Genomic DNA, 11,725 nt, shown 5'->3' on the forward strand with positions numbered 1-11,725 from the left:
TCCGCATGTACCTTTCCTACCGTCTTCGCGCTCTCGCCGCTGGCGCCGCGCTCATGGCCGGCGCCGCCCTGGCCCAGGCCCAGCAGGCCCTGCCCAACGTGGTGATCCTGGCCACCGGCGGCACCATCGCCGGCGCGGGCGCCTCGGCCGCCAACAGCGCCACCTATGCCGCCGCCAAGGTGCCGGTGGACAAGCTGATTGCCGGCCTGCCCGAGCTGTCGAAGGTGGCCGCCGTGCGCGGCGAGCAGGTGTTCCAGATCGCGTCGGAAAGCTTCACCAACGACAACCTGCTGACCCTGGCCAAGCGCGTCTCGGCCCTGGCCAAGCAGGCCGACGTGGACGGCATCGTCGTCACCCACGGCACCGACACGCTGGAAGAGACGGCGTACTTCCTCAACCTGACGGTGCACACGGCCAAGCCCATCGTGGTGGTCGGCTCCATGCGGCCGGGCACGGCGCTGTCGGCCGATGGCGCGCTGAACCTGTACGACGCCGTCAATGTCGCCGCCAGCAAGGACGCATCCGGCAAGGGCGTGCTGGTGACCATGAACGACGAGATCCAGTCGGGCCGGGACGTGGCCAAGGCCATCAACATCAAGACCGAGGCCTTCAAGAGTCAGTGGGGCCCGCTGGGCATGATCGTCGAGGGCAAGAGCTACTGGTTCCGTGCGCCGGTGAAGAAGCACACCATGCAGTCGGAGTTCGACATCGACCAGATCACCGCGCTGCCCGCCGTGGACATCGCCTACGGCTACGGCAACGTGCCGGCCGCGCAGTACGAGGCGATCGGCAAGGGCAAGGCCGCGCTCGTCCACGCCGGCACCGGCAACGGCTCGGTGGCCGACCGCGCCGTGCCCGTGCTGCAGAAGCTGCGCAGCGAAGGCGTGCAGATCATCCGCAGCTCGCGCGTGAACACCGGCGGCTTCGTGCTGCGCAATGCCGAGCAGCCTGACGACAAGTACGACTGGGTGGTGGCGCACGACCTGAACCCGCAGAAGGCGCGCATCCTGGCGATGGTGGCGCTGACGAAGACGCGCGACAGCAAGGAACTGCAGCGGATCTTCATGGAGTATTGAGACCACCCCGTGGTCCGGCCTCACTGCGTGTGGCCGGACCTCCCCTCAAGGGGCCGAGCCCGTACACAAAAGGTCCGGTGGACCTTTTTTGACTGGCGCAGCGCGGTCTGCAAGACGCCTCCAGCGGCCCGGCGGAGCCGGTTCCGCGGAGCCTGCTGGCGCGGCCTGCTCCGCGGCCATCGGATCAGTGGTGGCTTGTGCCGGGTCGGCGATAGAACGGGGCCGCGTGAGGTGCAACTGCGCCGGGCTGTTGTCGGGTTGTGGCTGAATCGAGTTCGTTGCTTCACGCCGGCTGCGCATGCAGCCGCACGCCCAGGGCCTTGGCCACCTTGAGCACGGTGGCGAAGCTGGGGTTGCCATCGGCGCTCAACGCGCGATACAGGCTCTCGCGGCTGAGGCCGGTTTCCTTGGCCACGTGGCTCATGCCCTTGGCACGGGCAATGTCGCCGAGGGCCCGTGCGATGCCCGACGCGTCGTCGGGCGCCTCTTCCAGCCAGGCGTCGAGGTAGGCCGCCATTTCCTCGGGCGTGCGCAGGTGCTCCGCCACGTCATAAGCGGAGGTCTTGGTTTTCGACGGCTTGCCGGCGTGTGCGTTGGCCATGCTCTTACCCTTCGTAGTCGTGCGCCAGCTGGAGCGCGGTTGCGATGTCGCGGCTCTGGGAGGCCTTGTCTCCGCCTGCCAGCAGGAGCAAAAGCTTGTTGCCGCGCTGGCTGTAATAGACCCGGTAGCCAGGGCCCACGTCGATCTTCAGTTCCGACACCCCGCCCGTCAGATGCCGATGCGTGCCGGGGTTGCCATGGATCAGCCGGTCGACACGCATCAGGATGCGGGCGCGGCCGGCCACGTCCTTCAGGTCATCGATCCACTCCCGGTACTCGTCTGTCTGCTCGACGCGCATGCCTGGATTGTAGCCTGTGGGCTACATGCGTCGATCCGCCGTGTGCTTTCGTCCGCGCTCGGGCCCGTCAATCTGATGTGTGTGGTGTCACCCCAGCATCGGCACCAGATCCGGATCGCCCTTGGCCATCGCGCGCTGGTAGGCGGGGCGGGCGCCCATGCGTTGCAGCCACGCGCGGATGTTGGGGTAGGGCGCGAGGTCCACGGGCTGGAACAGGCGCATGGTGCTGAGCGAGAAGACGCTCATGATGTCGGCGGCGGTGAATTCGGCGCCGGCGAGGTGCTCGGCTTCGCCCAGGCGCGCCTCCACCAGTTCCAGCACACGGTCCAGCCTGCCCTGCACGGCCTGCTGCACCGGATGGTCGGCGGGCAGGCCGGCGCGGCTGACCATCATCAGGCGGCCCACCACCGGCTGCAGGTTGCCGTTGGCGAAGTGGAACCAGTAGAGGTAATGCGCGAAGTCGGGATGCGCCGGCGCCAGCCGCAGTCGGCCCTGGCCATGGCGGGCGATCAGGTAGTCGACGATGGCGGCGGATTCGGCCAGCACCAGGCCGTCGTCCTCGATCACCGGCGCGGCGCCCAGCGGATGCAGCGCCTTGAGCGCCGGGGGCGACAGCATCGTGGTCGCGTCGCGCTGGTGACGCACCAGGGTGTAGGGAATCCCCAGCTCTTCGCAGAGCCAGAGGATGCGTTCGGACTGGGAGCGGCCCAGGTGGTGGATCGTGAGCATGCGCGGGATTGTGCGGCCCGGCATGCGGTGGCCTTGCACTGTGCCTCGCGTGTCGGGAGGTGCTCCGGCGTTCCACACCGCGCAGCACGAACCGCGCTCAGGCGGCCGGCACGTACAGCCGCACGCGCCGCCGGTGGCGCGCCGACTCGGCGCTGAGGATGCTGATCGCCAGCCACGCTGAGCCTGAGCACAGGCCCGCCACCACGTCGGTCAGGAAGTGGGCCTGCAGGAATACGCGGCTGGCCGGAATGGCCACCGCCATGGCGGCGGCGAGCGCGAGCATCGGCAGGCGCAGGCCCTTGGGGCCGATCCGCAGGCACAGATAGGCCAGCATGCCCCACAGCACGATCGCGGCCGAGCTGTGGCCGCTGGGAAAGCTGAAGCCCGGCGCGTTCACCAGCAGCGTGTCGTGCACCGGCCGCACACGCTCGAAGACCTGCTTGAGCGAATAGTTCAGCACGGCGTTGCCTGCGTTGGCCAGCAGCCAGCCCCAGGCGAAGCCGGGATGGCCGCGCCAGCGCAGGAGCACCGCGAAGAGCAGCACGAAGACCGTCACCGGCAACGGGTCGCCGATGTGCGTGAAGACGGAGAAGGCCTGCCGCGCCCAGTCCGGCGTATGGGTGCCCACGGCCACGCTCAGGGCGTCGTCCATCCGGCCCATCGGTCGGCCTTCGCCGAGGTGCCGTGCGAAGAGCGTGAACAGGCTCGCCAGGCCCACGATTAACAAGAAGCCGATCACGAGGCCAGGCACGATCCGCTGCAGTTGCGGTGGTGCGTCGGGCGCGGGGCGGGTGCGGCTGCGCCAGGCCAAGCCCGTGCTGCCGGCGAGCAGTGCCAGCAGCATGGCCGCGAGCACGATGAAGGGAAAGGCCGTCCAGGCCACACTGCCCATGCGCGTGCCGAGCGCGCTCCAGTCGTCAGGGGTCATCGATCCTCGGGATTCGGTTGAAGGTCCGGCCCCGGTGGTGTCAATCCCGGGCCGGGAGTTCCAGGGGGGTGGTCAGCACCTGTGCGAAGGCGCTGCGGTGGGCGTCGAAGTCCCACCGCTCCAGGGTGCATGAACGTCGGCCGTCGTGGCGCGGTCCGCGCCAGCGAAGCAGGTTGACCGAGTTCGGGACGCCGGATCGTACCCGCGAGGACACGGCCGTCCCCGCCTGCACCGCCCAGGCACCACCGCCCTGCGGCAGTGGCAGGGCAAAGGGCAGGTGGATGTGGCCGCCCAGCACCAGATCCACGCCCGCCTCGGCCCAGCGCGCCAGCGCCGCCTCACGGCCGTGCAGGAGGTTTTCCTCGTCCTCCGGCCGCGTCACGGCGACGGGCTGATGCACCGTCACCACCCGCAGCTGCGCGGGCCCGGCCGCGGCGAGGCGCCGGGCGATGCGCTCGACCTGCGCGGCATCGATTTCGCCGTCGCTGTGGCGCCAGCGGCGGGTGGTCTTGGCGCCCAACACCAGGCAGCGGGGCAGGTCCAGGGCGGGCTCCAGCTCGTCCCCGAGTGCCGCCCGGTAGCGCCGGTAGGGCGCAAGAAGACGGGTGCCCAGGTCGAAGAGCGGAATGTCGTGGTTGCCCGGAATCACGAGCACCCGTGGCGCATCCAGGCGCTGGAAGAAGGCGCGGGCGGCCGCGAACTGCGCCCGTGTCGCGCGCTGCGTGATGTCGCCGCTGACGACCACGGCATCGGCCGCCTGGGCCCGCACCCATCGCACCAGCGCCTCGACGACCGGCGCTTGCTCGGTGCCGAAATGCGGGTCGGACAGGTGCAACAGTACGCAGTCGCGTTCGGCGGGCAGGCCGTCGAGGGGCGACGCGTGAGGTGCGCTCGCGGGCCGGTCGCTCATGCGCGCTCGGCCTTCGCATCCAGGGGCTTGACCAGCCACAGCGGCCGCGGCGAAACCCGGAAGCGCAGCGGCATGTCCATCCACTGCACCTCGCCGTCGGTGGCCACCCGCACGCGTCGGCGCTGCGGCGCGCCTGCCGCGGCCTGCACCTCGATCTCCCGGAAGGCGAAGCTGCGCACCTTCGACGCGTTGCCCAGCCGGCCCATGGCCGCCCGCAGCACCAGCCCGATCATGGCGAGCCGGCCCAGCGGCTCCAGCGCGATGGCGGCCAGGGCACCGCCTTCTTCCACGGCCTGGCCTTCCTCCACGCCCACCTGCTCGAACTGCAGCGCGTTGTTGCCGACGAAGAGCGTGGGCGTGCGCAGCACCTGCGTGCCGCCGCCGGCGCTCACCGTGAGCGTCCAGGTGCGAAAGCCCTTGAGCAGCGTGGCCAGCGCGGCGCCGAAGGCCACCCAGCGTCGGCGACCGAAGCGGGCCTTGAAGTCCTCGCGCTCTTCCAGCATGCGGGCATAGAGCCCCAGGCTGGCGTTGACCAAAAAGGCGCGGTCGTTCACCTCGCCGGCCTGCACGGGCTGCGGCGTGCCGGTCAGCAGCGACTGCAGCGACTCCTCGATGGGCGCCGGGATGCCGTGCACCCGGCTGAAGTAGTTGAAGGTGCCCTGCGGCAGCACGCCGAAGGCGCAGCCGGCGCGCAGGGCGGCATGGGCGACGGCGTTGATGGTGCCATCGCCTCCCGCTGCAACGGCGATGCCGCCCTGGGCCAGCGCGGACGCCACCGCCTCACGCGCCAACTCGGGTACGCGGTGGGCCCGGTCGATGGTGCGCAGCGTCAGCGGCCGGCCGGCCGCGCGGCAGGCCGCCTCGATGGCCTGGCGGGCTTCGTCCGCGCTGCCGCGGCCCGAGCCACGGTTGAGCACCACGAACAGGGGCGCGTCGGGGGCGAGGGCAGGTGCGGGAGGCATGGGGGCGGCGGGGTGTCGGGCGAAGCCGACATGCTGCTGACCGGCGGCCGACTTGGCCAGGGCCGCGCGCCGCCAGCCCGTGTAGTCGCCCGCCGGCCCCGCATGCCCGCCGCCGCCCCGTGCGGCGGGCGCACCCATAAAATGCCCGGTTCCCTGCGCCGCCGCTGCGCCCGCCGCGCGGCCCGCCTGCCTCTTCCCCGCACCATGCTGACCTTCCAACAGATCATCCTCAAGCTCCAGGCCTACTGGGACGCCCAGGGCTGCGCCCTGCTGCAACCCTACGACATGGAAGTGGGCGCAGGCACCAGCCACACCGCCACCTTCCTGCGCGCCCTGGGCCCCGAGCCGTGGAAGGCCGCCTACGTGCAGCCCAGCCGCCGACCCAAGGACGGCCGCTACGGCGAGAACCCCAACCGCCTGCAGCACTATTACCAGTTCCAGGTCGTGCTCAAGCCCGCGCCCTCCAACATCCTCGAGCTCTACCTTGGCAGCCTGGAGGCCCTGGGCTTCGACCTGAAGAAGAACGACGTGCGCTTCGTCGAGGACGACTGGGAGAACCCCACGCTGGGCGCCTGGGGCCTGGGCTGGGAGGTCTGGCTCAACGGCATGGAGGTGACACAGTTCACCTATTTCCAGCAGGTGGGCGGCATCGACTGCCGGCCGATCACGGGCGAGATCACCTACGGCCTGGAGCGCCTGGCCATGTACATCCAGGGCAAGGAAAGCATCTTCGACCTGGAGTACGCCCCGGGCGTGACCTATGGCGACATCTACCACCAGAACGAGGTGGAGCAGTCGACCTACAACTTCGAGCACTCCGACGCCGACTTCCTGTTCACCGCCTTCGGTGCACACGAGAAGCAGGCCAAGCACCTCATGCAGGAACAGCTGGCGCTGCCGGCCTACGAGCAGGTGCTCAAGGCCGCCCACACCTTCAACCTGCTGGATGCGCGCGGCGCCATCAGCGTGACCGAACGCGCCGCCTACATCGGCCGCATCCGCAACCTGGCCCGGTCGGTGGCGCAGAGCTACTACGACAGCCGCGAGCGCCTGGGCTTCCCGCTGGCGCCGCGCGAATGGGTCGCGCAGATCCCCAAGAAGAACAACGAGTCCACCGCCGCCGGCGAGAAAGCCGCCGCCTGAGCCATGAACGCCACGTCCTCGCATCCCAGCCTGCTCGTCGAACTCTTCGTCGAGGAACTGCCGCCCAAGGCGCTCAAGAAGCTCGGCGACGCCTTCGCCAGCGTGCTGCGCGATCAGCTCGTTGCGCAAGGCCTGGCCGGTGGCGCCTCGGTGCTCACGGCCTATGCCTCGCCGCGCCGCCTGGCCGCGCACCTCACGAACGTGGCGCCGCGCGCCGCCGACAAGGCCGTCTCGCAGAAGCTGATGCCGGTCAGCGTGGGCCTGGACGCCGCCGGACAGCCCACGCCCGCGCTGGCCAAGAAGCTGGCGGCCCTGGGCCTGGATGCGTCGGCCGCCGCCGGCCTGCGCCGCGCCCCCGACGGCAAGGCCGAGGCGCTGTTCCATGACAGCACCGTGGCTGGCGCCACGCTGGCCGAGGGCCTGCAGAAGGCCCTGGCCGAGGCCATCGCCAAGTTGCCCATCCCCAAGGTCATGAGCTACCAGCTGGAAGCCCGCTGCGAGCTGCCCGGCTGGAGCAGCGTGAGCTTCGTGCGCCCGGCGCACGGCCTGGTGGCGCTGCACGGCGCCGAGGTGGTGCCCGTCACCGCCCTGGGTCTGGAGGCCGGCCGCGACACGCACGGCCACCGCTTCGAGGCCGCGGTCGACCCGGTCGTGCTGCGCGACGCCGACCACTACGCGCTGCAACTGGAGGAAGAGGGTGCCGTCATCGCCGGCTTCGAGGCCCGCCGCGCCGAGATCGCGCGGCAGCTGGCCGCGGCCGCGCTGGCCGTGGGCAATGGCTGCGAGCCCATCCGCGACGACGCCCTGCTTGACGAGGTCACGGCCCTGGTCGAGCGGCCCAACGTGCTCACCTGCAGCTTCGAGCAGGAGTTTTTGGGCGTGCCGCAGGAATGCCTCATCCTGACGATGAAGGCCAACCAGAAGTACTTTCCGCTGCTGGACGCGCAGGGCCGGCTGACGCACCGCTTTCTGGTGGTGAGCAACATCCGCCCCGACGATGCCAGCGCCGTCACCGGCGGCAACGAGCGCGTGGTGCGCCCGCGCCTGGCCGACGCCAAGTTCTTCTTCGACCAGGACCGCAAGAAGAGCCTCGAATCGCGCCTGCCGCTGCTGGACAAGGTGGTCTACCACAACAAGCTGGGCACGCAGGGCGAGCGCGTGCAGCGCGTCGTGGCCATCGCCAAGGCCATCGCCACCCAGCTGGGCGACGGCGCCCTCGCGGCCCAGGCCGAGCAGGCTGCCCGGCTCGCCAAGACCGACCTGGTCACCGACATGGTGGGCGAGTTCCCCGAGCTGCAGGGCATCATGGGGCGCTACTACGCGCTCAACGACGGCCTGCCTGCGGCCGTGGCCGATGCCATCGAGGACCACTACAAACCCCGCTTCGCCGGCGACGAGCTGCCGCGCGGCACGGTCGGCCTGGCGGTGGCCCTGGCCGACAAGCTGGAGACGCTGGCCGGCATGTTCGGCATCGGCAACCTGCCCACCGGCGACCGCGATCCCTTTGCGCTGCGCCGCCATGCGCTGGGCGTGGTGCGCATGCTGATTGAGCGCGACCTTCCGCTGGAACTGCCCGCGCTGATCGACATCGCCCTCGGCGCCATGCGTGCGCTGGCCACCGAGCCCAATGCCCGCGCCCAGCTGCTGGACTTCATCCAGGACCGCCTGGCCGGCAGCCTGCGCGAGCAGGGCGCCAGCGCGCAGGAAGTCGACGCCGTGCTCGGCCAGCGCCCGCCGCGCCTGGCCGAGGTGCCGCGCCTGCTCGCTGCCGTGCGCGCCTTCGCCCGCCTGCCCGAGGCGCCGGCCCTGGCGGCCGCCAACAAGCGCATCGGCAACATCCTCAAGAAGTCGCCCGAGGCCGATGCCCATGTCACCGAAGGCCTGCTGCGCGAGCCCGCCGAGCAGGCCCTCTACCAGGCCATGCAGCAGGTGGTGCCGCAGGCCGACGCGCAATTCGCCGCCGGCGACTACACCGCCTCGCTGCAGACCCTGGCCGCGCTGCGCGCGCCGGTCGATGCCTTCTTCGACGGCGTGATGGTCAATGCCGACGAGGCCGACCTGCGCCTGAACCGTTTGGGCCTGCTGGCCGCGCTGCACCGGGCGATGAACCGCGTGGCGCTGCTGGAGCGCCTGGCGGCCTGACCGGCCTCTCGCTCCCTCCTTCACCAGCGAGTCCACCATGCCCGAGAACGTTCGCCAGCAGCAGCGCAGCCAGGCCCTCAAGCTGGTGATCCTGGACCGCAACGGCAGCATCAACGAGCACCGCGACGACTTCGTCAAGAGCGACACCGAGTGGACGCCGCTGCCCGGCGCGCTCGAAGCCATCGCGCGGCTCAACCAGGCCGGCTGGCATGTGGTGATCGCCTCCAACCAGTCGGGCCTGGGCCGTGGCCTGTTCGACGTGGCCTCGCTCAACGCCATGCACGCCAAGATGCAGAAGATGCTGGCCACCTTCGGCGGCCGGGTCGACGCCATCTTCTACTGCCCGCACAGTCCTGAGGACGATTGCGACTGCCGCAAACCCAAGCCCGGCCTGTTCAGGCAGATCGGCGAGCGCTTCGGCATCGACCTGCGCGGCGTGCCCACGGTGGGCGACAGCCTGCGCGACCTGCAGGCCGGCGCCGCCGCCGGCTGCGAGCCGCACCTGCTGCTCACGGGAATGGGCGCGGCCTGTCGCGGCGTTCATCCGCTGCCGCCCGAGTTTCCGCCCGGCACCCAGGTGCACGAGGACCTGGCCGACTTTGTGCGCTTCCTGCTGGCGCGCGAGGACCATGCGGCGCCGGCACCCGCCTCGCCGACAGCCGGGCCGACGGGCCCGCGCGGCTGAGTGCTCTTCGCCATGCCCGTCTTGCCCGCGAGAACCTGTTCCGGCTTCGTTCCGGCCTCGCCCACGCGCGGGCGCCACCGCGCACCGCACGGGCGCTGAGCCTGGTCGACGTCCGGCGCGCACCGCTTCCCTCTTCTCCTTCTCTTCTTCGTCCGATGGCCTTTCTCCGTTCGACCCTTCACGTGCTGTGGATGGCGGTCACCGTCGTCCCGTGGGCCATCTTCCTGCTGCTGGCGTCGCTCTTCGTGCGCGGCGAGCCGCTCTACCGCATCGCTGCCGGCTGGCTGGGCGTGGCCATCGGCGGGGCGCGCTGGATCCTCGGCATCCGGCCCGTGGTGCTGGGCATGGAGAACCTGCCGCAGGACAAGGAGGCGGGTGCGGTGCTGCTGGTCAAGCACCAGTCCACGTACGAAACCTTCCTGATGCCCACGCTCATGCCGCATCCGCTGGCCTATGTATTCAAGAAGGAGCTGCTGTACGTGCCCTTCTTCGGCTGGGCCATGTCGCGGCTGGACATGGTGCACATCGACCGCAAGCAGCGCACACAGGCCTTCCAGAAGGTGGTGGCGCAGGGCAAGAAGCTGCTGGCCAAGGGCGTGTGGATCATCATGTTTCCCGAGGGCACGCGCATCCCGCGCGGCGAGGTGGGCCAGTACAAGACGGGCGGCACGCGGCTGGCGGTCGAGACCGGCGCGCCGGTCATTCCCATCGCCGTGACCTCGGCCCGCTGCTGGCCGCGCAAGGCCTTCGTCAAGACGCCGGGCACGGTGCATGTGTCCATCGGCCCTGCCATCCCGAGCGCGGGTCGCAAGGCGGACGAACTCATGGTCGAGGTGCAGGCCTGGATCGAGGCCGAGATGCGCCGCCTGGACCCGGAGGCCTACCGCTGAAGGCGGCCGGCAAGCAGGGCGCAGGCATGCACCGGCTGTTGCAGCTGACGCTGGACCTGTTCGGCGATTCGCCGGCGCCAGCGCCGTCGCCGGCCGTCGAGCCGCCGGTCGTTCCCGCAAAGCCGCGCGGCGTGGCGCCATCGCCCGAGGGCGGTGCGGCGCCGGCCAGGCCGCTGCGCGGCCCGGACGCCCGCACCCTCGTCTTCACCCATCCGCGCGCCTCGCGCGAGATCGTGCTGGGCGACGTGCGCATCGCCTATGCCTTTGACCGCGGGCACCGCCGGACCATCGGCTTCTCGGTGGGCGCGGACGGTCTGTCGGTGCGCGCCCCGCGCTGGGCCGCCATCCGCGATGTCGAATCGGCTCTGCAGGAGAAGGCGGGCTGGATCCTCCGCAAGCTGTCGGAGGCGCGTCAGCGCGAGTCGCAGCAGGAAGCCGGCCGCATCGCCTGGCGCGATGGGGCGCAGCTGCCCTTTTTGGGGCGGATGGTCACCTTGCGCCTGGACCCGACCGACCGCCAGGCCGGCGCGGGCGGCCTGCTGGATGTGGGCGACGGCAGTGCCGATGCGCCGCAGGTGCTGCGTCTGGCACTGTCGCCGGACGTGGGCGAGGCGCGCATCCGCGATGCGGCGCAGGCCTGGCTGACGCGACAGGCGCGGCGTGTCTTCGCGGAGCGGCTGGCGCATTTCGCGCCGCAGCTGGGGGTGCAGTGGACCAGACTGTCGCTGTCCAACGCCGCCACCCGCTGGGGCAGCGCGAGCGCGGATGGCTCGATCCGTTTGAACTGGCGGCTGATCCACTACCGGCTGCCGATCATCGACTACGTGGTCGTGCACGAGCTGGCGCACCTGCGGGTGATGGACCACAGTCCGCGCTTCTGGGACGAGGTGGGCCGCGTGCTGCCGGACTATGCGCAGCGGCGGCAGGTGCTGAAGGACGAGCCGGCGCCGCGCTGGGGGTGAGGCCCAGCCTGATCTGGTTCTCGTCCGATTCGGGTTCGGTACAGCTGTGCACGGGTCGGGGTGTGGGCGCCGGGGTGCATGCGCCAGGGTGCGCGCGGCGGGGCCGGGGCCTGGGGGCCGCGGGCTCATACTTTTTCAGAAATCGCCCGCGGCCCCCAGGCCCCGGCCCCGACGCGCTGGAGACGGCGTGTCGGCACTAGCGAGATCAGTGCCGTGGGGAACGGAACGACTGCGGTGCACTGCCCCCATCCCTGCCTTCCCCCAGCGGGGGAAGGAGTCAGTGCCGGCCATTTACCCGCAACGCAGGCCCTTGTGCCGGTGAGGGCGTGGCGGCGCGCCTGTGGGGCGCCGAGGAGCGCAGGGCGGGCGGGCTGCGGGCCTGCCGAAGGACAGGCCCGC

The 11,725-nt window shown here is 70.8% G+C and carries 12 protein-coding genes; 6 read left to right on the forward strand and 6 right to left on the reverse strand.

Features of this window, described 5'->3' with window-relative positions:
* Window positions 1–5 precede the first annotated feature (5 nt).
* Window positions 6–1,076: a type II asparaginase gene (locus QZ772_RS21850; protein WP_295530987.1), complete on the forward strand. Its 1,071-nt coding sequence runs from the start codon at window positions 6–8 to the stop codon at window positions 1,074–1,076.
* A 283-nt stretch (window positions 1,077–1,359) separates the two neighbouring features.
* Here QZ772_RS21850 and QZ772_RS21855 read toward each other — a convergent pair whose 3' ends face one another.
* From QZ772_RS21855 to QZ772_RS21880, 6 genes are all read right to left on the reverse strand, one after another.
* Window positions 1,360–1,677 carry an addiction module antidote protein gene (locus QZ772_RS21855; protein WP_295530989.1) on the reverse strand — a complete coding sequence of 106 codons (318 nt, stop codon included), beginning with the start codon at window positions 1,675–1,677 and terminating at the stop codon, window positions 1,360–1,362.
* Between the two features lie 4 nt (window positions 1,678–1,681).
* Window positions 1,682–1,975, reverse strand: coding sequence for a type II toxin-antitoxin system RelE/ParE family toxin (locus tag QZ772_RS21860; protein ID WP_295530992.1), 294 nt, complete (start codon window positions 1,973–1,975; stop codon window positions 1,682–1,684).
* 87 nt (window positions 1,976–2,062) lie between these two features.
* Window positions 2,063–2,704, reverse strand: a complete 642-nt coding sequence (locus tag QZ772_RS21865) for a glutathione S-transferase family protein (RefSeq protein ID WP_295530995.1) — start codon at window positions 2,702–2,704, stop codon at window positions 2,063–2,065.
* 97 nt (window positions 2,705–2,801) lie between these two features.
* Window positions 2,802–3,632, reverse strand: a complete 831-nt coding sequence (locus tag QZ772_RS21870) for a phosphatase PAP2 family protein (RefSeq protein WP_295530999.1) — start codon at window positions 3,630–3,632, stop codon at window positions 2,802–2,804.
* Window positions 3,633–3,672: 40 nt separating this feature from the next.
* Window positions 3,673–4,542 (reverse strand): metallophosphoesterase, encoded by an 870-nt coding sequence (locus QZ772_RS21875; protein WP_295531002.1) that lies wholly within the window; start codon window positions 4,540–4,542, stop codon window positions 3,673–3,675.
* Window positions 4,539–5,504 (reverse strand): diacylglycerol kinase family protein, encoded by a 966-nt coding sequence (locus QZ772_RS21880; protein WP_295531005.1) that lies wholly within the window; start codon window positions 5,502–5,504, stop codon window positions 4,539–4,541. Before QZ772_RS21880 ends, QZ772_RS21875 begins: the two co-directional genes overlap by 4 nt.
* 204 nt (window positions 5,505–5,708) lie before the next feature.
* Between QZ772_RS21880 and glyQ the strand changes: the two genes are divergently transcribed.
* The 5 genes from glyQ (at window position 5,709) to QZ772_RS21905 (ending at window position 11,326) form a co-directional block, all read left to right on the forward strand.
* On the forward strand, window positions 5,709–6,647 hold the full coding sequence (glyQ, locus tag QZ772_RS21885) for a glycine--tRNA ligase subunit alpha (RefSeq protein ID WP_295531008.1): 939 nt from the start codon (window positions 5,709–5,711) through the stop codon (window positions 6,645–6,647).
* A gap of 3 nt (window positions 6,648–6,650) precedes the next feature.
* On the forward strand, window positions 6,651–8,789 hold the full coding sequence (glyS, locus tag QZ772_RS21890) for a glycine--tRNA ligase subunit beta (protein WP_295531012.1): 2,139 nt from the start codon (window positions 6,651–6,653) through the stop codon (window positions 8,787–8,789).
* A 37-nt stretch (window positions 8,790–8,826) separates the two neighbouring features.
* Window positions 8,827–9,474: a D-glycero-beta-D-manno-heptose 1,7-bisphosphate 7-phosphatase gene (gene gmhB, locus QZ772_RS21895; RefSeq protein ID WP_295531015.1), complete on the forward strand. Its 648-nt coding sequence runs from the start codon at window positions 8,827–8,829 to the stop codon at window positions 9,472–9,474.
* 155 nt (window positions 9,475–9,629) lie between these two features.
* Window positions 9,630–10,364, forward strand: coding sequence for a 1-acyl-sn-glycerol-3-phosphate acyltransferase (locus QZ772_RS21900; protein ID WP_295531017.1), 735 nt, complete (start codon window positions 9,630–9,632; stop codon window positions 10,362–10,364).
* Window positions 10,365–10,390: 26 nt separating this feature from the next.
* Complete coding sequence (locus tag QZ772_RS21905; RefSeq protein WP_295531019.1) at window positions 10,391–11,326, forward strand: YgjP-like metallopeptidase domain-containing protein; 936 nt, start codon at window positions 10,391–10,393, stop codon at window positions 11,324–11,326.
* Window positions 11,327–11,725 lie beyond the last annotated feature (399 nt).

The sequence above is a fragment of the uncultured Pseudacidovorax sp. genome, from assembly GCF_913773995.1.
Classification (GTDB): domain Bacteria; phylum Pseudomonadota; class Gammaproteobacteria; order Burkholderiales; family Burkholderiaceae_C; genus Xenophilus.

Bases quoted from the DNA above. Each gene is read 5' to 3' on its own strand.
- QZ772_RS21850 (WP_295530987.1), top strand. From the start codon at position 6: ATGTACCTTTCCTACCGTCTTCGCGCTCTCGCCGCTGGCGCCGCGCTC.
- QZ772_RS21855 (WP_295530989.1), bottom strand. From the start codon at position 1,677: ATGGCCAACGCACACGCCGGCAAGCCGTCGAAAACCAAGACCTCCGCT.
- QZ772_RS21860 (WP_295530992.1), bottom strand. From the start codon at position 1,975: ATGCGCGTCGAGCAGACAGACGAGTACCGGGAGTGGATCGATGACCTG.
- QZ772_RS21865 (WP_295530995.1), bottom strand. From the start codon at position 2,704: ATGCTCACGATCCACCACCTGGGCCGCTCCCAGTCCGAACGCATCCTC.
- QZ772_RS21870 (WP_295530999.1), bottom strand. From the start codon at position 3,632: ATGACCCCTGACGACTGGAGCGCGCTCGGCACGCGCATGGGCAGTGTG.
- QZ772_RS21875 (WP_295531002.1), bottom strand. From the start codon at position 4,542: ATGAGCGACCGGCCCGCGAGCGCACCTCACGCGTCGCCCCTCGACGGC.
- QZ772_RS21880 (WP_295531005.1), bottom strand. From the start codon at position 5,504: ATGCCTCCCGCACCTGCCCTCGCCCCCGACGCGCCCCTGTTCGTGGTG.
- glyQ (WP_295531008.1), top strand. From the start codon at position 5,709: ATGCTGACCTTCCAACAGATCATCCTCAAGCTCCAGGCCTACTGGGAC.
- glyS (WP_295531012.1), top strand. From the start codon at position 6,651: ATGAACGCCACGTCCTCGCATCCCAGCCTGCTCGTCGAACTCTTCGTC.
- gmhB (WP_295531015.1), top strand. From the start codon at position 8,827: ATGCCCGAGAACGTTCGCCAGCAGCAGCGCAGCCAGGCCCTCAAGCTG.
- QZ772_RS21900 (WP_295531017.1), top strand. From the start codon at position 9,630: ATGGCCTTTCTCCGTTCGACCCTTCACGTGCTGTGGATGGCGGTCACC.
- QZ772_RS21905 (WP_295531019.1), top strand. From the start codon at position 10,391: ATGCACCGGCTGTTGCAGCTGACGCTGGACCTGTTCGGCGATTCGCCG.